Annotated in this window: 23 protein-coding genes; 17 read left to right on the top strand and 6 right to left on the bottom strand. The window is 67.6% G+C overall.

The genetic code is table 11. The features are described from left to right. The first annotated feature begins 16 nt into the window (after positions 1–16). Positions 17–904, top strand: a complete 888-nt coding sequence (locus ACP7AU_RS07365; protein WP_426038090.1) for a hydrogen peroxide-inducible genes activator — start codon at positions 17–19, stop codon at positions 902–904. Between the two features lie 50 nt (positions 905–954). Here ACP7AU_RS07365 and acnA read toward each other — a convergent pair whose 3' ends face one another. After that, positions 955–3,648 carry an aconitate hydratase AcnA gene (gene acnA / locus ACP7AU_RS07370; RefSeq protein ID WP_426051001.1) on the bottom strand — a complete coding sequence of 898 codons (2,694 nt, stop codon included), beginning with the start codon at positions 3,646–3,648 and terminating at the stop codon, positions 955–957. Positions 3,649–3,851: 203 nt separating this feature from the next. On the opposite strand from acnA, the gene ccmA reads away from it, so the two are divergent. Next, entirely contained in the window at positions 3,852–4,475 is a 624-nt protein-coding gene (ccmA, locus tag ACP7AU_RS07375) for a heme ABC exporter ATP-binding protein CcmA (protein ID WP_426051002.1), read from the top strand. Next, positions 4,472–5,137, top strand: coding sequence for a heme exporter protein CcmB (gene ccmB, locus ACP7AU_RS07380; RefSeq protein WP_426038096.1), 666 nt, complete (start codon positions 4,472–4,474; stop codon positions 5,135–5,137). Before ccmA ends, ccmB begins: the two co-directional genes overlap by 4 nt. Positions 5,138–5,144: 7 nt before the next feature. On the opposite strand, the gene ACP7AU_RS07385 is transcribed toward ccmB, so the two are convergent. Next, positions 5,145–5,459, bottom strand: a complete 315-nt coding sequence (locus tag ACP7AU_RS07385; protein ID WP_426038098.1) for a hypothetical protein — start codon at positions 5,457–5,459, stop codon at positions 5,145–5,147. A 229-nt stretch (positions 5,460–5,688) separates the two neighbouring features. Between ACP7AU_RS07385 and ACP7AU_RS07390 the strand changes: the two genes are divergently transcribed. From ACP7AU_RS07390 to ACP7AU_RS07400, 3 genes are all read left to right on the top strand, one after another. Then, on the top strand, positions 5,689–7,710 hold the full coding sequence (locus ACP7AU_RS07390; RefSeq protein ID WP_426051003.1) for an AsmA family protein: 2,022 nt from the start codon (positions 5,689–5,691) through the stop codon (positions 7,708–7,710). Between the two features lie 59 nt (positions 7,711–7,769). Then, positions 7,770–8,654: an alpha/beta hydrolase gene (locus ACP7AU_RS07395; RefSeq protein WP_426038102.1), complete on the top strand. Its 885-nt coding sequence runs from the start codon at positions 7,770–7,772 to the stop codon at positions 8,652–8,654. A gap of 66 nt (positions 8,655–8,720) precedes the next feature. After that, positions 8,721–10,175, top strand: coding sequence for an AMP nucleosidase (locus ACP7AU_RS07400; protein WP_426038104.1), 1,455 nt, complete (start codon positions 8,721–8,723; stop codon positions 10,173–10,175). Between the two features lie 225 nt (positions 10,176–10,400). Here ACP7AU_RS07400 and ACP7AU_RS07405 read toward each other — a convergent pair whose 3' ends face one another. Then, complete coding sequence (locus tag ACP7AU_RS07405) at positions 10,401–11,147, bottom strand: SAM-dependent methyltransferase (protein ID WP_426051004.1); 747 nt, start codon at positions 11,145–11,147, stop codon at positions 10,401–10,403. A gap of 242 nt (positions 11,148–11,389) precedes the next feature. Here ACP7AU_RS07405 and ACP7AU_RS07410 point away from each other — a divergent pair, with 242 nt between their 5' ends. Genes ACP7AU_RS07410 through ACP7AU_RS07430 form a run of 5 tightly spaced genes read left to right on the top strand, consistent with a single transcriptional unit; the run spans position 11,390 to position 15,034 of the window. After that, positions 11,390–11,962, top strand: coding sequence for a hypothetical protein (locus ACP7AU_RS07410; protein WP_426051005.1), 573 nt, complete (start codon positions 11,390–11,392; stop codon positions 11,960–11,962). Between the two features lie 28 nt (positions 11,963–11,990). Next, positions 11,991–12,617 carry a hypothetical protein gene (locus ACP7AU_RS07415; RefSeq protein WP_426051006.1) on the top strand — a complete coding sequence of 209 codons (627 nt, stop codon included), beginning with the start codon at positions 11,991–11,993 and terminating at the stop codon, positions 12,615–12,617. 2 nt (positions 12,618–12,619) lie between these two features. Next, entirely contained in the window at positions 12,620–12,922 is a 303-nt protein-coding gene (locus tag ACP7AU_RS07420; RefSeq protein WP_426038112.1) for a winged helix-turn-helix domain-containing protein, read from the top strand. 19 nt (positions 12,923–12,941) lie between these two features. Continuing rightward, a complete protein-coding gene (locus ACP7AU_RS07425; RefSeq protein WP_426051007.1) occupies positions 12,942–13,721 on the top strand; it encodes a tyrosine-protein phosphatase in 780 nt (259 codons plus the stop codon). After that, the gene (locus tag ACP7AU_RS07430) at positions 13,718–15,034 is read left to right on the top strand and encodes an anthranilate synthase component I family protein (RefSeq protein ID WP_426051008.1); all 1,317 of its coding nucleotides are present in this window, start codon (positions 13,718–13,720) and stop codon (positions 15,032–15,034) included. Before ACP7AU_RS07425 ends, ACP7AU_RS07430 begins: the two co-directional genes overlap by 4 nt. A gap of 6 nt (positions 15,035–15,040) precedes the next feature. Here ACP7AU_RS07430 and ACP7AU_RS07435 read toward each other — a convergent pair whose 3' ends face one another. From ACP7AU_RS07435 to ACP7AU_RS07445, 3 genes are read right to left on the bottom strand one after another with little or no spacing between them, the layout of a single operon-like run. Beyond that, complete coding sequence (locus ACP7AU_RS07435; protein WP_426038118.1) at positions 15,041–15,586, bottom strand: TadE/TadG family type IV pilus assembly protein; 546 nt, start codon at positions 15,584–15,586, stop codon at positions 15,041–15,043. Beyond that, positions 15,583–16,134 carry a TadE/TadG family type IV pilus assembly protein gene (locus ACP7AU_RS07440; protein ID WP_426038120.1) on the bottom strand — a complete coding sequence of 184 codons (552 nt, stop codon included), beginning with the start codon at positions 16,132–16,134 and terminating at the stop codon, positions 15,583–15,585. The genes ACP7AU_RS07435 and ACP7AU_RS07440 overlap by 4 nt, the downstream gene beginning before the upstream one ends. A 3-nt stretch (positions 16,135–16,137) precedes the next feature. Continuing rightward, positions 16,138–16,572, bottom strand: a complete 435-nt coding sequence (locus tag ACP7AU_RS07445; protein ID WP_426038122.1) for a pilus assembly protein N-terminal domain-containing protein — start codon at positions 16,570–16,572, stop codon at positions 16,138–16,140. 367 nt (positions 16,573–16,939) lie between these two features. On the opposite strand from ACP7AU_RS07445, the gene ACP7AU_RS07450 reads away from it, so the two are divergent. From ACP7AU_RS07450 to ACP7AU_RS07475, 6 genes are all read left to right on the top strand, one after another. Further along, on the top strand, positions 16,940–17,104 hold the full coding sequence (locus tag ACP7AU_RS07450) for a Flp family type IVb pilin (protein WP_425991931.1): 165 nt from the start codon (positions 16,940–16,942) through the stop codon (positions 17,102–17,104). A gap of 414 nt (positions 17,105–17,518) precedes the next feature. Then, positions 17,519–17,683: a Flp family type IVb pilin gene (locus ACP7AU_RS07455; protein WP_426051009.1), complete on the top strand. Its 165-nt coding sequence runs from the start codon at positions 17,519–17,521 to the stop codon at positions 17,681–17,683. A gap of 114 nt (positions 17,684–17,797) precedes the next feature. Beyond that, a complete protein-coding gene (locus ACP7AU_RS07460; protein WP_426038124.1) occupies positions 17,798–18,310 on the top strand; it encodes an A24 family peptidase in 513 nt (170 codons plus the stop codon). Between the two features lie 103 nt (positions 18,311–18,413). Then, the gene (cpaB, locus tag ACP7AU_RS07465; RefSeq protein ID WP_426051010.1) at positions 18,414–19,355 is read left to right on the top strand and encodes a Flp pilus assembly protein CpaB; all 942 of its coding nucleotides are present in this window, start codon (positions 18,414–18,416) and stop codon (positions 19,353–19,355) included. Further along, positions 19,352–21,004 (top strand): type II and III secretion system protein family protein, encoded by a 1,653-nt coding sequence (locus ACP7AU_RS07470; protein ID WP_426051011.1) that lies wholly within the window; start codon positions 19,352–19,354, stop codon positions 21,002–21,004. The genes cpaB and ACP7AU_RS07470 overlap by 4 nt, the downstream gene beginning before the upstream one ends. Before the next feature lie 8 nt (positions 21,005–21,012). Next, the gene (locus ACP7AU_RS07475; RefSeq protein WP_426038130.1) at positions 21,013–21,690 is read left to right on the top strand and encodes a CpaD family pilus assembly protein; all 678 of its coding nucleotides are present in this window, start codon (positions 21,013–21,015) and stop codon (positions 21,688–21,690) included.

Here is a 21,690-nt window from a genome sequence, read left to right on the forward strand (position 1 = left end):
TCGAGAGAGGCCGCCTATGCTCCCGACCCTTCGCCAGCTGCAGTATCTGAAGCTGCTGTCCGAGCACGGCTCATTCAGCCGCGCCGCCGAGGCGGCGCATGTCAGCCAGCCGGCCCTATCCTCGGGCGTGCAGGAATTGGAACGCGTCCTGGGCGCGCCCGTCGTCGAGCGCACACGCGGCAACGTCCAGTTGACGGCGGTCGGGGCCGAGGCCTGCCGCCGGGCCGAGGACGTGCTGGCGCGAACCGAGGATCTGGTCGAGGCGGCGAAGAACGCGGGGCGTCCGTTGTCGGGGCGGTTGCGTCTCGGCATCATTCCGACCGTGGCGCCCTTCCTGTTGCCGGCGACCCTGCCCGGGCTGAAGCAATCCTATCCGGCGCTGCGTCTGTTCATCCGCGAGGATCTGACGCCGCGCCTGATCGCGGGGCTCAAGGCGGGTCAACTGGACTGCGCCGTCATCGCCCTGCCATACGACGCGCCCGGCATCGAACACGCCCGGATCGGCGACGATGAGATACTGGCCGTTGCGCCCATCGACCACCCGCTGGCTGCGCCGGGCGATATCCAGCCCGGAGCGCTGAAGGCTGAGGATCTGATCCTGCTGGAAGACGGGCACTGCTTGCGCGACCAGGCCCTGGCCGGGATCGACATGGAGGCGCCGCGCGGCGAGGACGTCTTCGCCGCCACCTCGCTCCATACCCTGGTGCAGATGGTCTCGTCCGGCCTCGGCGTGTCCTTCCTTCCCGCGATGGCGGTGAGGGCCGGGCTCGCCGACGACAAGGGCGTCGTCATCCGCCATTTCGCCGCTGAAGCGCCGCGCCGCGAGATTGTCGTCGCCTGGCGATCGGGTTCGAGCCGGGCAGCGGAAGCGCGGCTTCTGGCAGAAGCAATGCGGCTGGATTGAGGGAAAACGTCTCCTCCCCATCGCTACGCGACGGGGAGGAGACGCAGGGATCAGCCTGCCAGGTTGCGCAGCACATACGGCATCACGCCGCCAGCCTTGAAGTAGTCGAGCTCCGTCTGGTTATCGATGCGGCAGCGGACCGGGAACCTGGCCATCTTGCCGTCCGACGGACGGAACAGCTCGACCCACAGGTCCTGGCGCGGCTTGAGCTTGCCGACGTTGACGTCCGACAGGCCGCGGATGGTGACGATCTCCTCACCGGTCAGACCCAGCTTGGACCAGCCCTCGGCCTTGAACTGCAGCGGCACCACGCCCATTCCGACCAGGTTGGAGCGGTGGATGCGCTCGTAGCTCTCGGCCAGCACGGCGCGGACGCCCAGCAGTCGGGTGCCCTTGGCGGCCCAGTCGCGCGATGAGCCGGTGCCGTATTCCTTGCCCGCGAACACGACCAGCGGCCGGCCCTCGGACTGGTAGCGCATGGCGGCGTCGTAGATCGACATGGTGTCGCCCGACGGGAAGTGTTTGGTCACGCCCCCCTCGATGTCCGGCGTGATCTTGTTGCGGATGCGGATGTTGGCGAAGGTGCCGCGCATCATCACCTCGTGGTGACCGCGGCGCGCGCCGTAGGAGTTGAACTCCTCGGCTTCGACGCCACGGTGGGTCAGATACTGGCCGGCGGGCGAGGTCTTCTTGATCGAACCGGCCGGGGAGATGTGGTCGGTCGTGATCGAGTCGCCGAAGATGGCCAGGACGCGGCCCTCGACGATGTCGGTGACCGGCGCCGGCTCCATCGACAGGCCCTCGAAATAGGGAGGGTTGGCGACGTAGGTCGAGGTCTCGTCCCATGCGTAGGTCTGGCCGCCCTCGACCGAGATACCTTGCCAGTGCTCGTCGCCCTTGAAGACATCGGCATAGCGTTTGGCGAACATGGCCGGGGTGACCGACTTCTTCTGGATCGCAGCGATCTCGGCGGACGTAGGCCAGACGTCCTTCAGGAAGACGTCCTTGCCCTTCTTGTCCTGACCGAGGGGCTGGGTGGTGATGTCGATGCGCATCGAACCGGCCAGGGCGTAGGCGACGACCAGCGGCGGCGAGGCCAGGTAGTTGGCCTGGACGTCCGGGTTCACCCGGCCTTCGAAGTTGCGGTTGCCGGACAGGACGCTGGTGGCGACGATGGCGTTCTCGTTGATCGCGGTCGAGATTGCCGGGTCCAGCGGACCGGAGTTGCCGATGCAGGTGGTGCAGCCGTAGCCGACCAGGTTGAAGCCCAGCGCGTCCAGCTCCTTCTGCAGGCCGGCTGCCGTCAGATAGTCGGTGACGACCTGCGAGCCCGGAGCCAGCGAAGTCTTGACCCAGGGCTTGGTCTTCAGGCCCAGCTTGTTGGCCTTCTGCGCCACCAGGCCGGCGGCGATCAGGACCGAGGGGTTGGAGGTATTGGTGCAGGAGGTGATGGCGGCGATGACCACATCGCCGTCGCCGATGTCGAACTTCTGACCCGGGACGGCGGCGCGGGGCGCATCCGTCGCACGGTTGAAGACGTCGGTCAGGGCGGTCTCGAACGAAGGGGCGGCGGTCGTCAGCTCGACCTTGTCCTGGGGGCGTTTCGGGCCGGCCAGGGACGGCACGACCGTCGAGATGTCCAGTTCCAGAACGTCGGAGAAGACGGGGTCTTCCGAGGTCTCGTCGATCCACAAGCCCTGAGCCTTGGCATAGGCTTCGACGAGGGCGACGCGCGCCTTCTCTCGGCCGGTGGCGGTCAAGTAGGCGAGGGTGGCGGCCGAGACGGGGAAGAAGCCGCAGGTGGCGCCGTATTCGGGGGCCATGTTGGCGATGGTCGCCTGGTCCTCGATGGTCATGTTCGGCAGGGCGTCGCCAAAGAACTCGACGAACTTGCCGACCACGCCCTTCTTGCGCAGCATCTGTGTGACGGTCAGCACCAGGTCGGTCGCCGTCGTGCCTTCCGGCATGGCGCCGGTCAGCTTGAAGCCGATGACCTCCGGGATCAGCATCGGGATCGGCTGACCCAGCATGGCCGCCTCGGCCTCGATGCCGCCGACGCCCCAGCCCAGGACGGCCAGGCCGTTGATCATGGTGGTGTGCGAGTCGGTGCCGACGACGGTGTCCGGATAGGCGACGGTCGCCTTGCCTTCGGCCACGGTCCAGACGGTCTGGGCGAGGTTCTCGAGGTTCACCTGGTGGCAGATGCCGGTGCCGGGGGGCACGACGCGGAAGTTGTTGAAGGCCGACGAGCCCCAGCGCAGGAATTTGTAGCGTTCGATGTTGCGCTCGTATTCGCGCTCGACGTTCTGGCCGAAGGCTTTCGCGGTGCCGAAGTTGTCGACCATGACCGAGTGGTCGATGACCAGATCGACGGGGACCAGCGGGTTGATCTTGGCGGCGTCGGCGCCGAGTTTGGCCATCGCATCGCGCATGGCGGCCAGGTCGACGACGGCGGGAACGCCAGTGAAGTCCTGCATCAGGACGCGGGCCGGGCGGAATGCGATCTCGTGCTCGACAGCGCCCTTGTTTTCGATCCAGGCGGCGACTGCGCGCAGGTCGGCTTCGGTGACCGAGACGCCGTCCTCGTTGCGCAACAGGTTCTCCAGCAGCACCTTCATCGAGCGCGGCAGGCGCGAGATCCCGGTCAGACCGGCTTCCTCGGCGGCGGGAAGGCTGTAATAGGCGTATTTCTTGCGCCCGACGGAGAGATCGCGCCGGGTGGAAAGGCTGTCGACTGACGGCATGGGAGAGGTCCTCTGGTCAAAGCCGCCCGGACATCCGGTTGCGCCGTCTCGCGGCAAACGACGGGGCGCACAGGTCCCCGTCGCGCGCGGCGACAGCCTGCTGCGACGAGGCCGGATATAGCCGTGGTTGCGGGGTGCGTCCATGTATCCACTTCGGCTGTGGAGACATTGAGAACGGATCGCAAATTTAAGGGCTTGCGGCCGTGATTTCGACCCTGTCCATCACCGACCTCCGGCTCGCCCGCGGCGAACGCAACCTCTTCAGCGCCCTGTCGTTCACGACGGCGTCAGGCGAGGCCGTGGCCCTGACCGGGGCGAATGGCGCGGGCAAGACCTCGCTGCTGCGCGCCATCGCCGGATTCATCCGACCGGAGGCCGGGACGATCGTGTTCCGCGAAACCGACGACGAGCCGATCGAAGCCGATCTGGCGCGGGCTCACCAGGTGCATCTTCTGGGCCACCTGGACGGGCTGAAGGGGCAGCAGACGGCTCGGGAAGAGCTGATGTTCCAGTCCCAATGGCTGGGCCACAGCCACCATGGCATCGAGGAAGCCATCGACACCCTGGGCCTGAAGCCGCTGCTCGACCTCGAGGTGCGTAAGCTATCGGCGGGACAGAGGCGCAGGCTGGCGCTGGCCCGGCTGATTGGATCGCCGCGCGCCCTGTGGCTGCTGGATGAGCCATTGAGCCCGCTGGATGCGAGGTGGCGCGAGGTGGTCGGGACGATGATGGCGCGACATCTGGCGGGCGGCGGCCTGATCCTGGCGGCGGTGCATGATCCGCTGCCGATGCCGACCCGGTCGCTGGATCTGGGGACGGGGCGATGAGGGCCGCATACATCCTCTTCAGGCGCGAACTAGCCCTGGCCTGGGGTGGCGGCGGCGGGCCGTTGCTGGCCTGCGGTTTCTTCGCCTGTCTGACGACGGTCGTGCCGCTGGCGGCGGGGGGCGATCCGACTGTGCTGAAACCGGTAGCTGCGGGGATCGCCTGGCTGGCGCTGGCCCTGTCGAGCCTGTTGTCGCTGGAGCGGCTGTTCGAGCGGGATCTGGAAGACGGAGCGCTGGACCTGCTTGCGACCGGGCCGCTGCCGCTGGAGGGGGTGTTCGCGATCAAGGCGGTCAGCCAATGGCTGGCGACCGGACTGCCGCTGGCCCTGACTGCGCCCCTCGCGGCGCTGGCCCTGGGTCAGTCGATCGAACTGGCGCCGCTGACGGCGCTGTCAGCTCTGATCGGGGGTCTGGGTTTCGCCTTCACCGGGGCGCTCGGGGCGGCCCTGGCGCTGGGAGCGAAGCGGGGCGGTCTGCTGATCGCAGTCGTGGTGCTGCCGCTGTTCATTCCGCCGGTGGTGTTCGGATCAGGCGCGCTCGACCGGGCGGCGGCGGGATTGAGCCCGCTCTCGGCGCTGGCGCTGCTGACGGCCTATGTGCTGTTCGCGGCCGTCATCGCCCCTCCGGCGGGCGCCGCGGCGATCCGCAGCGCCCAGGGGTAGTCGAGCCTCAGCGGACCGAGGCGTAGGTGTTCAGTGTCTGGGTCAGACGGCCATGCTCGCGCGTGTTCATGCAGCGAGGGGCGGACCAGGCCTCGCCGGTCGCGCGGGCCTGCAGCACCTGATCGGCGGTCACGAAGGTCGGGGGCGCGCCGTGCTCGCGGCGGAAGGCGCTTCGGGTCGCAGCGTCGTTCGTGCACATCATCACCACGCGCTGGGCGCCGGCGGGCGCCTCGGTCGGCAGGCGGTTCTGCTGCGCCAAGGCAGGGGCGGCGACGGACGCGGCCAGGGCGGCGACGGCGGCAATAGGGGTGAAACGGTTCATGGCGGGCTCCTCCTCAAGACCCGAAAGACATCAGGGTTCGGAGGAATAATGCGCGCAATTCCGGCTCTGTAAAGAAAATAAGACAAATCTGCTGCAAACGGATGAAAATGCCGATGGCTAGCAATCTCGAACAAGGGGCTTTGGCGCCTTTCCGGCGTCTGGCGCGTTGTGTTCCTCGGTGAAGCGCCTCCTCCCCAACCGTCTGAATTTGCCACCGAACTGGCGGGAAGTGCGCACGCGCGCCCTGGTTCTCGCCGGCGCGCGGATGCGTGAATGGCGCGACTGGGTGGTCGAGAACGATCCTGTTTTTGGCTCCTTCCGCCGCCCTGGGCGGACAGAGAAGGTTGCCGCCTCGGTCACTCTTCTGCTGATTCTGGCTGTGGCGATCTTCCTGCTGCTGTTCGACTGGAACTGGCTGAGAGAGCCGATCGGGCGCTGGGCCTCGGCGAAATATGATCGCGAGATCGCGCTCCAGGGCGAACTGGACGTCACCCTGTTCAGCTGGACTCCGTCGGTGATCGTGCGCGACCTGAAGTTCGGCGGTCCGGAGTGGGCGCGCGAGGCCGACACCGCCAATGTCGAACGGATCGAGGCGAAGTTCCGGCTGAGGAAACTGTTCGCCGGCCAGATCGAGATGCCGCTTCTGGCCGTCACGCGGCCCAAGGTCGTGCTGATCTCGACCAAGGACGGCCGGCAGAGCTGGGAGCTTGAGCCCAACAAGCCGGACAGCGGCGAGGGCATGAAGCTGCCGCTCATCAACCAGCTGGTGATCGAGGACGGCCTCATCTCGCTCGACGCCCAGGATCGCGACATCACCCTTGAAGCCGCGATCACCGCGCGAGAGGCGGCCAGCGCAGCCGACGGCGACACCGGCTTCCGGCTCACCGGCGAGGGATCGATCAACGGCTCGCCCCTGACACTGAAGATCGAAGGCGGGCCCTTCATCAATATCCGCCGCGACCGGCCCTATCGGTTCGAAGCGACCCTGGCCGGCGCGCGCTCCCGGCTGGTGGCGGATGGGTCTATCACCCGACCGTTCGATCTGGGTCAGTTCACATCGACCCTGAGCCTGCAGGGTCAGGACCTGAACGACCTCTATTTGCTGACTGGCGTCACCCTGCCAAACACCCCGCCCTATCGGCTCTCCGGCACCCTGACCCGCGATAATGCGATCTGGACGTTCGCCGACTTCAATGGCCGCGTCGGCGCATCCGACCTGTCCGGCGATGTACGGGTCGATGCGAGAGAGCGGTTGAGAGTCGAGGCGGAGCTGGCCTCGCGACTGCTCGATATTGATGACCTTCTGGCGATCCTGGGCGCCGATACGCGGACGAATGCGGCGGGCACCAATACGACGACTGTGGCCTCTGGCTCTGGCCCGGAAATGCTGCTGCCCGACGCGACCCTGCAGGTCGATCGCCTGCGGACCATGGACGGGACCCTTACCTACCGCGCAGCCAGCGTGAAGGCGAACGACCTCGATATCCGTACGGTGCGCCTCGGCGCCGTGCTGGAGGCAGGCGTCCTCGATCTCGATCCCGTCTCCTTCGCCTTCAATCGCGGCGAACTGAACGGGACGGCGAAAATCAACGCCACGCGTGACATGCCTTACAGCGCCATCGATTTCCGCCTGGCGGGCTATCCGCTGGAATCTATCGTTCCGGTCCGGGGCGGCGCGGCGCCGATCACGGGCCGGGCCTTGGGTCGTGCGCGCCTGGAGGGGCAGGGCAATTCGATCCATCGCTTCGCCGCCGGATCGAAGGGTTCGATCAGCCTGGTCGTGCCCCAGGGCGAATTGCGCGCCGCCTTCGCTGAACTGCTGGGGGTCAACGCCAGCGCCGGCCTGCTGAAACTTTTGAGCGGCGACCAGTCGCGCAGTTCGATCCGCTGCGCCGTAGCCGACTTCGAGGTCACAAACGGTGTGGCTCAGGCGAAGACCTTTGTGGTGGATACCGACGTGGTGCTGGCGCAAGGATCGGGTTCGATCAATCTCGGGACCGAGACGCTGGACCTGAAGATCGATGGCGAGTCGAAGAGGCCGCGCCTGCTGCGTCTGTGGGCCCCGGTCCTCGTGCGCGGTCATCTGTCGGCGCCGAGCGTCGGCGTGGACACGGGCGCTGTCGTCGTCCAGGCCGGGCTGACCGGCCTGCTGGCCGCCGTGGTCGCGCCGATCGCGGCGCTTTTCGCCTTCGTCGAGCCCGGTCTGGCCGAGGACGCCAACTGCGGCTCCCTGATCGCCAATGCGCGGTGAGGCCGGATGGCGCAGGCGTGCGTATCTGGCCTCGTCTTGTTCAGTGAGAGAAATATCCGATGACTCGTAGAGGCCTGCTCGCGCCGACGCTCGGCGCCGTGGTCGCGTCGCTCGGCGCCGCTTGCAGTCCCCTCGCCGTGTTGAATGCGGTGGCTCCGCGCGACCGGGGCGTGCGTCGGGTGGCGCGCGATCTGGAATACGGGGCGGATCCTCGCCAGCGGTTCGACCTCTACGCCCCTGACGTCGCCGGCCCGTCCCTGCCGGTGCTGGTCTTCTTCTACGGCGGCGGCTGGGACTCGGGGGCGAAGGACCTCTACGGCTGGGCGGCGCAAGCTCTGGCGGCTCAGGGGTTCGTCGTCGCCGTGCCTGACTATCGGCTCGTCCCGCAGGTGCTGTTCCCGGTCTTCATCGAGGATGCGGCCGCCGCCGTCGCCCGGGTCGCCGAGGTCGCGGCGACCTATGGAGGCGATCCAGCGCGGCTGGGCGTGATCGGCCATTCGGCGGGCGCCCACCTGGCCATGATGATCACCCTGGATCGCAGCTATATGGCCGCAGTCGGCAAGCCGGAACTGATCCAAGCGACGGCGGGCCTGGCCGGTCCCTATGACTTCCTGCCGTTCGATGTGGCGTCTTCCATCAATGCCTTCGGCCAGGCGCCCGACCCGGTCCAGACCCAGCCCCTCCATTTCGCCCGCGCCGACGCCCCGCCCCTGTGGCTTGGCCACGGCACGGCCGACGTCATCGTTCACGACGAGGACACGATCCTTCTGGAAGCCCGCATGCGCGAGCTGGGCGGGCGCTGCGAGGCCAAACTGTATCCCGGTCTCAGCCACGAAGACTTGATCGCGACCTTCTCGCCGCTGTTCCGCAGGAAAGCGACGGTGCTGGCCGACGTCTCCGCCTTCTTCCATCGCGAGCTGGGCCAGGTCGCGGCGAGCCCGTAACGGTCGCTCACACGACATGAAGCGCTGCCGTCTCGCCAGAGCCACGATGATCCGCTAGAGGAGGTCATGACAGAACAGAAAAACGAGGCGCTCTCGGCGCCCGAGGCGCTGGATCGCCTCGAAACCCTCTACACCCAATCCGTCGCCGCCCTGCGGGACGCCGTCCGGACCTTCCTCGCCACCGGCGAGCGGGCGGACCCCGAGGCCCGGGCGAACGGGCTGTTTTCCTACCCCTCCCTGAAGATCAGCTGGTTCGGCGACCGCCCCACCAATCTGCCGATCCGCTCCTATGCCCGGATGTCGCGTCAGGGCGTCTACGCCACCACGATCACCCGGCCGGATCTTTACCGTCCCTATCTGATGGAGCAGCTGACCCTGCTGCAGCACGACTACGATGTCGCCTTCGAGGTCGGACCGTCGGAGCAAGAGATCCCCTTCCCCTATGTGCTCGACGGCTCGGACGTGGTGCTGAACCCGTCGCAGACGGCGGCCATCGCGCGATATTTCCCGACCACCGACCTGGCCCATATCGGGGACGAGATTTCCGACGGCCTGTTCAATCTGGACGAGGATTTTCCCCTGTCGCAGTTCGATGGGCTGCGCACCGACTTCTCGCTGGCGCGGCTCAGGCACTACACCGGCACGCCGGTCGAGGACGTCCAGTCCTACATCCTGTTCACCAACTACAACCGATACGTCGACGACTTCGTACGGTGGGCCTGCGAGCAGCTGAAGGATCCGAACAGCATCTACGAGACCCTGTCGTGCGCCGGCGGCGTGGTGATCACGCGCGAGACCGCGGACGCCGATGCGGTCATGGATGCGGCCTGGAAGAAGCACCAGATGCCCGCCTATCACCTGACCGCGCCGGGCCATAACGGCATCACCCTGGTCAACATCGGGGTCGGGCCGTCGAACGCCAAGACGATCTGCGACCACCTGGCCGTGACCCGGCCGCACGCCTGGCTGATGATCGGCCACTGCGGCGGCCTTCGGCCCAGCCAGACCATCGGCGACTATGTTCTGGCCCACGCCTATCTGCGCGACGACCATGTGCTGGATGCCGTCCTGCCGCCCGACATCCCGATCCCCTCGATCGCCGAGGTCCAGCGCGCCCTCTACGACGCCGCCAAACAGGTCTCCGGCGCGCCGGGCGAAGAGGTCAAGCGGCGCCTGCGCACCGGCACGGTGGTGACCACCGACGACCGGAACTGGGAGCTACGCTATTCTAAGTCGGCGCTGCGCTTCAACCAGTCCCGCGCCGTGGCCATCGACATGGAGAGCGCCACGATCGCGGCCCAGGGCTATCGCTTCCGCGTGCCCTACGGGACCCTGCTGTGCGTCTCCGACAAGCCGCTGCACGGCGAGATCAAGCTGCCGGGCCAGGCGAACCGCTTCTACGAGGGTTCGATCTCGGAACACCTCCAGATCGGCATCCAGGCGATCGACCTGCTGCGCAAGGAGGGAGCGAGCCTTCACTCCCGCAAGCTGCGCGCCTTCGACGAGCCGCCGTTCCGCTGACCGGTCCGTTTCGTCCGGACGGAAAACACCCTGACGAAACGGACAAATCTCCTTTGCTCGGCGGCGGACGAAGGCCCTGTTCGCGAGTATTCTATCCCGGCTGCAAGGAGCGTCGAACAAAACGCCCTTCGTTAGACCCGGCCTTTGATTTGAAGGGCGGATTCGGACGATCCGTTGATGGGTGTGGGCGTCAATCCGAGTATCGGAAGTTAAGTAGCGAGGCCGTCAGGGCTTCCTGAACAGGTAGAGACCGAAGCTGAGCCAGGGCCTGCCGAAGTCGAAGGTGGCCCTGGACAGGTCGGCGCGCCGGCGGATCGACGGCGCGGCAGGGTCATCGGGATTGGCGACGAGCCAGTCGCGGACGCGCGTGTCGGCGCCGCCGAAGAAGGCGTCCCAGTCGGCGTCCGGGGCGATTTCGGCCGAGACGACCTCCAGTCCAGCGGCTTCGGCGGCGGCCAGCCAGCCCTCGTGGGTCGCGTAGTCGCCAGTCGCTCCGATTACCTGACGCAGTGGCTCGGGCGGTTCGCCCTTCCACGTCAGATCCCCCCATAGCAGCCAGCCGGACGAGGCCAGTCTGTCGGACATGCGGGCGAAGATGTCGGTGGGGGACCGGATGTCTGGCCCGGCCGGCTCGGTCGAGCCCAGGGCCACGATCAGGTCGGCTGGGGCGAGCCGGTCGAGCGCCGTGGCCGAGCCTTCGGCGACCACGGCGACCCTGTCGGCGACACCGGCCGCTTCGGCACGATCGCGGATCATCTCCGCCATGTCGGGATAGCGCTCGATGGCCTGGACCCGGAGGCCGAATTCCTGCGCCAGGGCGACCGACACGCCTCCGGCTCCGGCGCCGATGTCCAGCGCGACTGCGCCTTCCGGCAGGCCGGTCCGGGCGACCAGGCCCAGGATGGCGTCGAGCGTCACGGGGTTGGCGACCCCGAAACCGGCATAGGCAATGCTGTGGTAGGTCGGCGTCATGGGCGGATCCGATGGTCTGGTGATCTCCGACATCCGTGCACCCCGGCGAAGGCCGGGGTCCAGATCACGGATGCGGAAGTTTGGGATATCGCACACCACTCTCGTTGATGAATCGGCGTCCTCCCTCTGGACCCCGACCTTCGCCGGGGTGCACAGGGGAAGGCATAACTAAGTAACAAAAAGAACCTTACAACACAAAGTCAATGTGGGATTGAAGCGTCATCAGCCACGGACGCATAGCGATGACCGCCACCACCTTCGACCCCGTCGCCTCCTTCCAGGCCCAGCCGACGCTCGCCGTCGCGGCCGGTCGCAACCTGATCGCCGCCGGTTCGATCTTCGGCGCCGCCAACCTGTTCCAGTGGGGCGTGATGAGCGGGGCGATGCCCCTGCACCCGGCGATGCTGTCTCTCAGCTGGCCGGTGGCGGTCGCCGCCTTCATCATCATCGTGAGGCGCCTGCGCGGCGCGGGCGGCGAACCGGCGCTGCGGGCGGCCTCGTGGTCGCGCTGGGCCATCCTGTTCCAGATCGTCGCGGCTGTGTCGCTGGCGATCGTATCCGGCGTGACGCAGAACTGGGCGCTGATGATGTGGATGTCGCCGATCGGTCTGGCCTTCTACGGCGCCGCCTGGGCCGTCGCGGCCTTCCGGGGCGGCCCATCCTGGGCGGGCGGCGTGGCGCTTGGAGCCCTGGGCGGAACGATGGGTGTCGCGTCGCTGGTCGGCACGCCGACCCAGTACCTCGCCTATGCCTGCGGTCTGGTCTGCGCGGCCCTGATCCCCGGTCTGATGCTGGCCCTCGGCCGCGCCCGCTGACACCGAACACAAACTGGAAAACCCGAACATGACCGATCCGAACAACGACACCGCTGACATCGCCTGGCTGCGCAGTCTCGCCGAGGAAGGCGCAAAGACGCCGCCTCATGGCGGGTCCATCCTGTGCGCGGCCGGACTGATCTGGGGCACGGCCAGCGTCGCGCACTGGTTCATCATCACAGGCCTCCTGCCGGTCGATCCGGCGGGCTACGGACTGGTCTGGGGCGTCGCTCTTCTCGTCTTCTTCGCCACGCTCTTCGTGCTGACCCGTCGGCTGAAGGCCCAGGGCGGAGTGGAGACCGCCGCCAATCGCGCCTTCGGCAGCGTCTGGTCGGCCCTGGGATGGGGCATCTTTTCGCTGTTCACGGCCCTGATGTTGCTCGACGTCGGCCGGACGGGCGAGGTGAATATGGCGGAATGGTCGCTGGCCATCCCCTCGATCATCATCGCCTTCTACGGCATGGGCTGGGCCGTCTCCGCGACCATGCTGCGCCAGCGCTTGCTCTGGGTCCTGGCGATAGCGTCGTTCATTGCGGCGCCCGTGCTGGCCTTGCTCTCGGGCTCGACGGCTCAATATCTGGCCTATGCCGCGGCCCTCTATCTGCTGATGGCCCTGCCCGGGTTCCTGCTGATGCGCCAGGCGAGCCGGGGCTGAGAATGGCCGACGATTTCGATATCGGCCGGATCGACGACGTCATCCATGGACGGGTTCGTCTCGGCATCATGGCGGCCCTGTCCGGGGTCGAGAGCGCCGACTTCGGCACCCTGAAAGCGCGGCTCCAGACCACCGACGGCAACCTGTCGGTCCACCTGAGGAAGCTGGAAGAGGCGGGGTTCGTCGCCGTGACCAAGCGGTTCGTGGGTCGCAAGCCCCTGACCGAGGCCTCGATGACCGAGGTCGGCAGGAAGGCTTTCCTCGCCTATCTGGACGCCATGGCCGGGCTGGTCGGGCCGCGCTGAAACACCCTATAGGGAGGCCATGACCTCCCGCATCCACGCCTTCGACGCGCTCGACAATTTCCGCGACTACGGCGGCTACGACACCGCCGCCGGCCGGGCCCTCAAGACGGGTCGGCTGTTCCGGTCGGCGCATCAGGCCTCGGCCTCGGAGGCGGATCTGCAGCGGCTGGCGGCGCTGGACCTCGGCGTGGTCGTCGATCTGCGTCGTCCGGTTGAACGGCGTCGTCAGCCGTCGAAGCGGGCCGCCAACTTCACCGGCCAGGTGTTCGAGAGCGATCTCGACGAGGCCGGCGAGGCGCCGCACATCACCTTCCTCAAGACCGCGAACCTGACGCCGGACTCGGGCCGCCGGTTCATGACCGCCACCTATCGCCAGCTGCCTTTCGCTCCGGCCCACATCGACCTGTTCGGCCGCTATTTCTCCGCCCTGGGCGAGACCGACCGGCCGGTGCTGATCCACTGCGCGGCGGGCAAGGACCGGACCGGCATGCTGGCGGCCCTGACCCATCACCTGCTGGGCGTCGGCCACGACGACCTGATGGAGGACTACCTGCTGACCAATACGGCAGTGGATCTGGTCGGCCGCGCGCCGGCCATCGCCGAACAGCTGAAAGGCTTCACCGGGCGTGAGGCCTCGCACGACGCCGTGGTGGCCTTCATGGGGGTCGAGCCCGCCTATCTGGACGCCGCCATCGCCGCCATCAATGAGCGGTACGGCTCGATCTACGGCTATCTGGAACAGGCGCTCGGGGTCGATGCCGCCCTGCGCGCCCGGATCACGGAGCGGCTGGCAGCGTGACAGGCGAGGGGACTCTGGCCATTCGCGTCGTCAGGACCCTCGACTGGGTCGAGCCCCTGGCCGTCGCGGCCGGGCTGGCGCATCGTCAGGGGGCCTTGTGTCTCCTGTCCGACGGCGGCCCCAACGCGCGGCGCTCCTGGGTCGCCTGCGCCCCCGACCGGATCGTCGCGACGCGGATGGAGGCGTCCCATTCCTTCTCCGCCCTGGCCGAGGACGGGATGGACCGGTTCGTGGTCGGCCTGGCGACCTATGACGCCGGGGCCCGCCCCGCAACCGGAGACCGGGGTGCGTCGCCGGGAGACTGGCCGGATCTGATGCTGGCCCGCTATCCGGCCATGCTGGTCTTCGATCACGAAGCGTGGACGGTCTCGGCCATAGGGCTGGGGAGGGACGAGGGCGAGGCGACCGGGAAGGCGGACGAGGCCGTCGGCTGGATCGCTTCGGCGACCCCTGTCGCGCCCGGCGGCGTCCCGGCCGCGCGCTTCGAACCGGAGCGGCCCGAGCGGGATTACACCGATGCCGTCGCCGACGTCGTGGCGCGGATCGCGGCCGGCGAACTGTTCCAGGCCAATATCGCCCGGGCCTGGAGCGGCGAACTCGAATCCCATGCCGATCCGTTCGACGTGTTCGCCCGGCTGGCGGCGGGAGGGGCGCCCTATGGCGCCTTCTGGCTCATTGGGGACCGGGTGCTGGTGTCCAACTCGCCGGAGCTGTTCCTGACCTTCGATCCCCACACCCGGCGGATCGAGACGCGGCCGATCAAGGGCACCCGCCCTCGCGACGCGGACTCCGGGATCGATGCGGCCCAGGCGGCCGAACTGATCGCCAGCGCCAAGGATCGGGCCGAGAACCTGATGATCGTCGACCTGATGCGCAACGACCTGTCGCGGGTCGCGCGACCGGGCTCCGTCGTGGTCGAGTCACTGTTCGAGCTGGAGAGCTTCGCCACCGTCCACCACCTGGTCTCGACCGTGACCGGCGTGGCCGAGCCGGGCGTCGGTCCGGCCGAGGTGCTGGCGGCGTCATTCCCGCCGGGATCGATCACCGGCGCGCCCAAGCACCAGGCCATGCGGGTGATCGCGGCTCACGAAGGCCCGCGCGGGGCCTGGTGCGGCAGTCTGTTCCTGCTGGACGACGACGGCGCCCTGACGGCCTCGGTGCTGATCCGGACCATCGCCTTCTGGCGCGAGGGCGAGACCTGGGCGTTCCGTACCCTGGCCGGGGCGGGGATCGTGGCGGACAGCGATCCGGCCTCTGAGCTTCAGGAAACGGACACCAAGATCGCGGCGATCCGCCAGGCGCTCGTCGGGTAGGATCGCCTAGCAGTTAGAGCAGGTGATGGTGTTCACGAGCCGCGGCCGGAGCCAGTAGGTGTGGCTGAATTGCTTGGTCCCGAGGACCTGGTTGAGCGGCGAAACATAGTCATAGGTGCCCTCGCTCATGATGACGCTCTCGCCGTTCTCGATCAGGCCGGAGGGGACCGTCATGGTCCCGCTGCGACTGGTCATGCCCTTGCCCCGGCTCCAGGTCACCCGCGCCACGCCGTCGGCCCCCCGCGTGATGGCGGTGACGCGCAGCTTCAAAGGGGTGTCCGGGAAGGGCGCCAGGACCAGGCCGCCGATGGCGAAGGTGTCGTCGATCAGGTCCGCGTCCACCGCCTGATACTGGGCCACGATGTCGGCGACCTGGGAGGTGGCGTGGCCCATCCGGCGCTGGGCCATATAGGCCTGGCAGAACTCGGCGAGGCCGAAATAGATCAGGATCAGGACAGGGGCGAGCAGGGCGAACTCGACGGCGGACACGCCGGACCCGTCGCGACCGAAACGGTGCAGGAAGCCCAGGCTGGCGGAGCGGCGCAGGCTCATGGCGTGGACCCGCGATAGGGCTCGTTTCGGAAGGCGGTGGCGACCGAGATCACAGCGGCTCCGGAGTCCAGCCGCGACATGGCCTGCTGCATGAAGGGTGTGACCAGCGGCTGGGAGTACCAGACGCGGACCAGCATCAGGTCCCCCGGCTGGCCCTTGTTGTATTGAAGATCGCCCGTGTTCATGACGCCGTTGCGGATCGGGCTGTCCGGGGTGCCGTCGGTGAACTGGGGCATGACGCGAACATCGACGTCGGCGCGGCTGCCGCAGTCGCCCTGGAAGACGCTCATCTCGGCGCACAGGGCTGTCTTGAACTGGGCCGCGGAGATGTTCCCGGTGTCGGCCTGGCCGGTGCGAACCAGCCGGCTGGCGGTCAACACGGCGTTCTCGAGCGTGGAGTCGATCAGGAAGACCAGACCGAGTTCCAGCACCGCGAAGATCATGAAGAAGAACGGGGCGGCGACCATGGCGAACTCGACCGCCGCAGCGCCTTCACGGGGCGTGCGGACAGCGGCCCGGCCGCGCCTGCGGAACAGGGACCGGCTCATGGATCAGGGGGTCGGAGCGGAAGCCGCCGTAGCGGCCGAGGCGGTGGCGGGACCGGAGACGTTGCGGATGCTGGGCGCGCAGGAGGCGGCGCAGGCCATCTCGGTCGCCTGGGCTCCGCGCCAGACGCGCACTGAACCCGTCGATCCGCCGGTGACGACGATCTCGCCCTGGAAGATGGTCCGGCCGACGCCATCCACGGCGACGACCTCGGTCACGCCATAGCCCTTGCCGGTGACAAACAGGGTGTTGGCGTCCACGACCGTGACATCGGCGATGGCCGGGTTGCCGACGATGACCGAAGCGGCTGATCCCGTCAGGCCGATGCGGGCCGAACGGTCAATCTCGACGTTCAGCGTCTGGGCGTGAGCGGCCCCGGCGGCCAGCAACAGGCCGGCGAGGAGGGCGGGGCGCAGCAGGGCGGCGATCGATCCGGCCATGGGTAGGTGTCCTTGTAGCTCTGAACGGGCGCGCGCGAGGGCGAGACGCGAAGATCGGTCGGAAACCTCTACAAAATCTAAACCCAGAGAGATTCGGCCTTGCTTCATTCAGGTGTATGAGCAAGCGCTGGCAAATGATTTTACGGATGGGCGTTCTGGAGCGCTGAGCTGTTCAACGCTGGCAGGCATTTGCTGTTTTTGCATAATGTTCAGGTCGCAGTTTTACAGTAAACAATCGACTAGCCACGCCTTCTATATTGTCTTTAACCAGTCCGGAAGCGTCTGCCCATGCGTTTGGGGGACAAGCGGGCGACCGAGCCTCCCAGCCATCGCTGCTCGTTTCACAGATTTCACAGGGAAGACCATCATGACCAAGTCCATTTCGCGTTTTGTCGAGGATGAGTCGGGCGCCACCGCCATCGAATACGGCCTGATCGCAGCCCTCATCGCCGTGGTCATCATCGGCGCCGTTCAGCTCGTCGGCACCAACCTGTCGGCCACGTTCGATAAGGTCTCGGCCAAGCTCGGCTAAGCCCTCACGGGTCTTGAAACTGGCGGGTCGGCGTGGAAACGCGGCGGCCCGCTGTTTTTTAGCGAGGTCGTCGCGGCGCACCGGACCTGGCCCGCTCCATAGCGGCCGAAAATCGCTACGAGCCCGGAAGTGAGCAACCTTCACCCGCGTTTCGGTCAAGGCGTCTTAACAAGCGCTAACGGACGACCTTGTACATCATCCCCTGGATGGCCGACCTGTTCAGGGCTGAGGGGTATCTGCTGGCCGCGCAAACAGCTCGTGCCGAATTTTCACAGTAAACGTGCAGGTAACCACGCCTTCTAGCCCCGTTTTAACCGGTCCGGGTCAATATGCCCATGCGTTTGGGGGACAAGCGGGCGACCGAGCCTCCCAGCCATCGTTGCTCGCTTCACAGATTTCACAAGGAAGAACACCATGACCAAGTTCGTTTCGCGTTTCGCCAAGGACGAGTCGGGCGCTACGGCCATCGAGTACGGCCTGATCGCGGCTCTGATCGCCGTTGTCATCATCGGTGCCGTGCAACTGGTCGGCACCAACCTGTCGGCCACGTTCGACAAGGTCTCGGCCAAACTCGGCTAAACCCTCACGGGTCTTGAAAGCGGGGGCCGGCGCGGAAACGCGCCGGCCCTTTTTTTTTTCCGGCGAGGTCGTCGCGGCAACCCGGATTTAACCCGCCCCATGCAGAATGCAGTCATGGACATTGTTTCCCTCGCCCTGCTCAGCGTCCTGCCCGGCCTGGTCATCGCCGCGGCCCTGTCGGACCTGACGACGATGCGGATTCCGAACTGGCTGTCGGGATCCCTGATCCTCGGCTTCTTCCCGGCGGCCCTGGCGGTCGGCCTGCCGGTCGATATGGTCGGCATGCATGGCGGCGTGGCCGTCATCGCCCTTCTGGTCGGCATGGGTCTTTTCGCGCTTCGGGTCATCGGTGGCGGAGACGCCAAGCTGATCGCCGCCGCCTGCCTGTGGCTGGGGCCGTCGGCGTCCTTTGAATTCATTCTCTGGACCGCAGTGTTCGGCGGCCTGCTGTCGCTGGCGCTGATCGTCGCCCGGCGCGATGTCGCGCCCCACATCGTCGGCGGTCCGGTCTGGGTCCACACCCTGCTCGAGACCAAGGGTGACATTCCTTATGGCATTGCCATCTGCGCCGGCGCCCTGATGGCGTTTCCTTCCAGCGCTCTGCTCGCTGCATTCGCCGCCGGCTAGCCAGGTTTGCGCATTTAGCGTCGCGTTAACCCGCGCCCGCCATGGTCGTTAACGGTAGACCGCAGGAGCCACGATTCGGGCCCGGTCTCGCCGGAGACCGTCGATGAAGCCCGCCCGTATCGCCGTCATCTGCATCGCCGCCGTGGCCGCCATCGGTCTGGCCCTGGTCGTGCGCGCCATGGGATCGTCCTCTGGCGAGCCTGCGGCTGTCGCCGCGGCAGCCGAACCCGCGCGACCGATGGCCAAGGTACTGGTCGCCGCGCGTGATCTGGCGCCCGGTCAACGGCTCACCGACGCCGATCTGGAATGGAAGGACTGGCCCGCCGACGAGGTCAATCCCGCCTTCATCACCGACGGATCCGTCCCTGTGCCCCAGGCTGAAGCCGCCGACGCCGAGGGCGAGGCCGCCAAAGCCGAGGAAGAAGACAAGCCCGAGGGCACGGTCGCCCGCGTCACCCGCGCCGCCGAGGCGCTGACCGGCGGCGGAGCCAAGTCGGAATATTTCGGGTCGGTCGTTCGCGAACCGATCCTGGCTGGTGAGCCGATCGTGGGCCGCAAGATCGTCCGCGCCGGCGACAGCGGCTACATGGCCGCCTATCTGGAGCCCGGCATGCGGGCCATGGCCGTCGCCGTGTCGACCGAGACCGCCGCCGGCGGCTTCATCCTGCCGGGCGACCGGGTCGACGTGCTCGTCACGCTCGAGCTTGAACGCGGCTCGGACGATGCTCCGAACCAGGCCAAGTTCGCCAGTCGTCTGGTGCTGCAGAACGTCAAGGTCCTGGCCATCGACCAGTCGACCCGCGCCGAGGACGACCAGCAGGCCGTGGTCGGCGCCACCGCCACCCTGGAGATCGCGCCCAGCGACACAGAGACCCTCGCCCTGGCCAAGGCGGCCGGCATTCTTTCGCTGACCCTGCGGTCCTATGCCGACACCGCCGGGCCCTCGGGTCGCGTGGGTCCGGCGGCCCGGACGCCGGTCGCCAGTCGTCCCGCCACGGTCCGCATCTTCCGCGGCGGAGAACCCGAAGTGGTGAGCGTCCAATGACCGCCTCTGTGAACCGTCTCGTCGCCCTGGCCTGCGCCGCACTCGTCGCCGCAGGCGCCGCCGCTCCGGCGACGGCCCAGACCTATGGCGCGCGCCAGACCGTAGCGGCGGGTTCCGGTCCCCAGCTGGTCAACCTGCCGCGCGGCACCTCCTTCGCCGTCGACCTGCCCGCCGATGCGCGGGACGTCATCGTGTCGAACCCGGCCGTGGCCGAGGCCAATGTGCATTCGCCGCGCCGCATCACCATCATCGGCATCGCGCCCGGCGAGACCGACGCGGTCTTCCTTGACGCCGCCGGCCGCCAGATCCTGACCCTGCGCGTCCGCGTCGACGCCGGCACCTCGGCCCTGCAGGACACGCTCAGCCGCATCGCTCCAGGGGCCCAGGTCCACGCCGAGGCGGTCAACGACAGCATCATCCTGACCGGCATGGTCACCAGCACCGCCGAGGCCGAACGGATCGTCTCGGTCGCCCGCGCCTTCGTCTCGGCGCCCGAGAAGGTGCTGAACATGCTCAGCGTCGCCGGCTCGGACCAGGTCACGCTGAAAGTCCGGGTGGTCGAGGTTCAGCGCAACGCCATCAAGCAGCTCGGGCTGGCCACCAACGTCGTCTACAACGACGGCAACTCCTCGATCGGCTTCGGCCGGGGCAATACCTGGGGCGCCAACGGCAACTATCTCGGCGGCAACGGCCTCTGCTACGGCGAGAACAACGCCCGCACGACCAACTACGACAACCAGGTCCAGGCCGGGTCGAACACGAGCAACGGCACGACCACGACCGCCACCAACGGCACCACAAACATCAACCAGGTGCAGGTCGGTATGGAGGGCGAACCGGGCCCCTTTACGCTGGTCGGGACCGCCGTCACCGGGGCGATCACCAGCACGCTCGGCAGCACGGTGACCAACGCCATCACCGGCCTGGCCCAGACGATCTATTCGACGGTCACCGGCACCAACACCCAGAACTGCCTTGAGGCGTTCGAGCGCGTCGGCCTGGTGCGCACCCTGGCGGAGCCCAACCTGACGGCGGTCAACGGCGAAAGCGCCAGCTTCCTGGCCGGCGGCGAGTTCCCGACTCCGACCGGGCGGGACCGCGACGGAAACGTCACCATCGAATACAAGCCCTATGGCGTCAGTCTGGCCTTCCGCCCGATCGTGCTTTCGGGCGGCAACATCTCGTTGCAGATCTCGATGGAGGTCTCCGAGCTGCAGGCGGGCGGCGGCTTCACCCTCGGCGCCGGCACGCCGTCGTCCATCACCCTGCCGGGCCTGGGCGTGCGACGGTCGTCCACAACGGTCGAACTGCCCTCTGGCGGGTCGATGATGATCGCGGGCCTGCTCCAGGAAAGCACCCGCCAGACGGTCGATTCCCTGCCCGGTGTGACCAACCTTCCGGTGCTCGGTTCGCTGTTCCGGTCGCGCGACTATCTGTCGGGCGAGACCGAACTGGTGATGATCGTGGAGCCCTATATCGTCAGTGCGACGTCGCCCGGCCGGATGCAGACGCCCGCTGACGGCCTGCGCATCGCCAACGACGCCCAGACCATCTTCTTCGGCCAGTTGAATCAGGCCTACGGATCCCCCGCCCCCACCGCCTCGCCCTCGGCCGGATGGCAGGGCCCCGTCGGCTATGTGATCGAGTGAGCGCCGCCATGACCCGTTCTTCCCTGATCATGCTCGCCTCGGCCGTCTTGCTGGCCGCCCCGCTGGCGGCCTGCGGCGGCGCCGCCGGTTCCGGACCGGTTCCCCTGACGCCGACCTCGCGCTTCGCTCTGCAGGTCGAACCGGGGATCGACCGTGTGGCTTTCGCCGTGCACGAGACGGGCCTGTCGGAAAACCAGACTCTGGCCCTGGGCGACATGGTTAATCGTTTCGCCGGCGAAGGCGCGCCGATGCTGACGGTCGAGGCGCCATCGGGTGACGACCCCGTCTCGTCGGACATCGCCTGGCGGATCAAGGGCGCCCTCGAAGCGCAGGGCGTGCCGCCCTACCAGGTCCGGGTCGTGACCTATATCGCTCCCGATCCCCGCGCCCCGGTGCTGGTCGGGTTCGACACCGTCAGGGCCGCCGTACCCCAGTGCGGGACCAGCTGGACCAATCTCGGCCGCACCGGCGCCAACGCCGGCTACGCCAACTTCGGTTGCGCGGTGAACGCCAACCTCGCCGCCCAGATCGCCGATCCCCGGGACATCGTTTCGCCGCGCGCCCTCCAGCCGGGCAGCGCTGAACGCCGCGCGGTCGTGTTCGACAAATACCGGCTGGGCGAGCCGACAGCGGCGACGCGCGAACCGATGATCGAGAACCAGCGCATCTCGAATGCGGTGGACTGA

The sequence above is a fragment of the Brevundimonas sp. SL161 genome (assembly GCF_049896985.1).
Taxonomy (GTDB): Bacteria; Pseudomonadota; Alphaproteobacteria; order Caulobacterales; family Caulobacteraceae; genus Brevundimonas.

What these genes read in the sequence shown, in the direction of transcription:
- ACP7AU_RS07365 (WP_426038090.1), top strand. Translation starts at nt 17, where the DNA reads ATGCTCCCGACCCTTCGCCAGCTGCAGTATCTGAAGCTGCTGTCCGAG.
- acnA (WP_426051001.1), bottom strand. Translation starts at nt 3,648, where the DNA reads ATGCCGTCAGTCGACAGCCTTTCCACCCGGCGCGATCTCTCCGTCGGG.
- ccmB (WP_426038096.1), top strand. Translation starts at nt 4,472, where the DNA reads ATGAGGGCCGCATACATCCTCTTCAGGCGCGAACTAGCCCTGGCCTGG.
- ACP7AU_RS07385 (WP_426038098.1), bottom strand. Translation starts at nt 5,459, where the DNA reads ATGAACCGTTTCACCCCTATTGCCGCCGTCGCCGCCCTGGCCGCGTCC.
- ACP7AU_RS07395 (WP_426038102.1), top strand. Translation starts at nt 7,770, where the DNA reads ATGACTCGTAGAGGCCTGCTCGCGCCGACGCTCGGCGCCGTGGTCGCG.
- ACP7AU_RS07400 (WP_426038104.1), top strand. Translation starts at nt 8,721, where the DNA reads ATGACAGAACAGAAAAACGAGGCGCTCTCGGCGCCCGAGGCGCTGGAT.
- ACP7AU_RS07405 (WP_426051004.1), bottom strand. Translation starts at nt 11,147, where the DNA reads ATGACGCCGACCTACCACAGCATTGCCTATGCCGGTTTCGGGGTCGCC.
- ACP7AU_RS07410 (WP_426051005.1), top strand. Translation starts at nt 11,390, where the DNA reads ATGACCGCCACCACCTTCGACCCCGTCGCCTCCTTCCAGGCCCAGCCG.
- ACP7AU_RS07415 (WP_426051006.1), top strand. Translation starts at nt 11,991, where the DNA reads ATGACCGATCCGAACAACGACACCGCTGACATCGCCTGGCTGCGCAGT.
- ACP7AU_RS07420 (WP_426038112.1), top strand. Translation starts at nt 12,620, where the DNA reads ATGGCCGACGATTTCGATATCGGCCGGATCGACGACGTCATCCATGGA.
- ACP7AU_RS07425 (WP_426051007.1), top strand. Translation starts at nt 12,942, where the DNA reads ATGACCTCCCGCATCCACGCCTTCGACGCGCTCGACAATTTCCGCGAC.
- ACP7AU_RS07435 (WP_426038118.1), bottom strand. Translation starts at nt 15,586, where the DNA reads ATGAGCCTGCGCCGCTCCGCCAGCCTGGGCTTCCTGCACCGTTTCGGT.
- ACP7AU_RS07440 (WP_426038120.1), bottom strand. Translation starts at nt 16,134, where the DNA reads ATGAGCCGGTCCCTGTTCCGCAGGCGCGGCCGGGCCGCTGTCCGCACG.
- ACP7AU_RS07445 (WP_426038122.1), bottom strand. Translation starts at nt 16,572, where the DNA reads ATGGCCGGATCGATCGCCGCCCTGCTGCGCCCCGCCCTCCTCGCCGGC.
- ACP7AU_RS07450 (WP_425991931.1), top strand. Translation starts at nt 16,940, where the DNA reads ATGACCAAGTCCATTTCGCGTTTTGTCGAGGATGAGTCGGGCGCCACC.
- ACP7AU_RS07455 (WP_426051009.1), top strand. Translation starts at nt 17,519, where the DNA reads ATGACCAAGTTCGTTTCGCGTTTCGCCAAGGACGAGTCGGGCGCTACG.
- ACP7AU_RS07460 (WP_426038124.1), top strand. Translation starts at nt 17,798, where the DNA reads ATGGACATTGTTTCCCTCGCCCTGCTCAGCGTCCTGCCCGGCCTGGTC.
- cpaB (WP_426051010.1), top strand. Translation starts at nt 18,414, where the DNA reads ATGAAGCCCGCCCGTATCGCCGTCATCTGCATCGCCGCCGTGGCCGCC.
- ACP7AU_RS07470 (WP_426051011.1), top strand. Translation starts at nt 19,352, where the DNA reads ATGACCGCCTCTGTGAACCGTCTCGTCGCCCTGGCCTGCGCCGCACTC.
- ACP7AU_RS07475 (WP_426038130.1), top strand. Translation starts at nt 21,013, where the DNA reads ATGACCCGTTCTTCCCTGATCATGCTCGCCTCGGCCGTCTTGCTGGCC.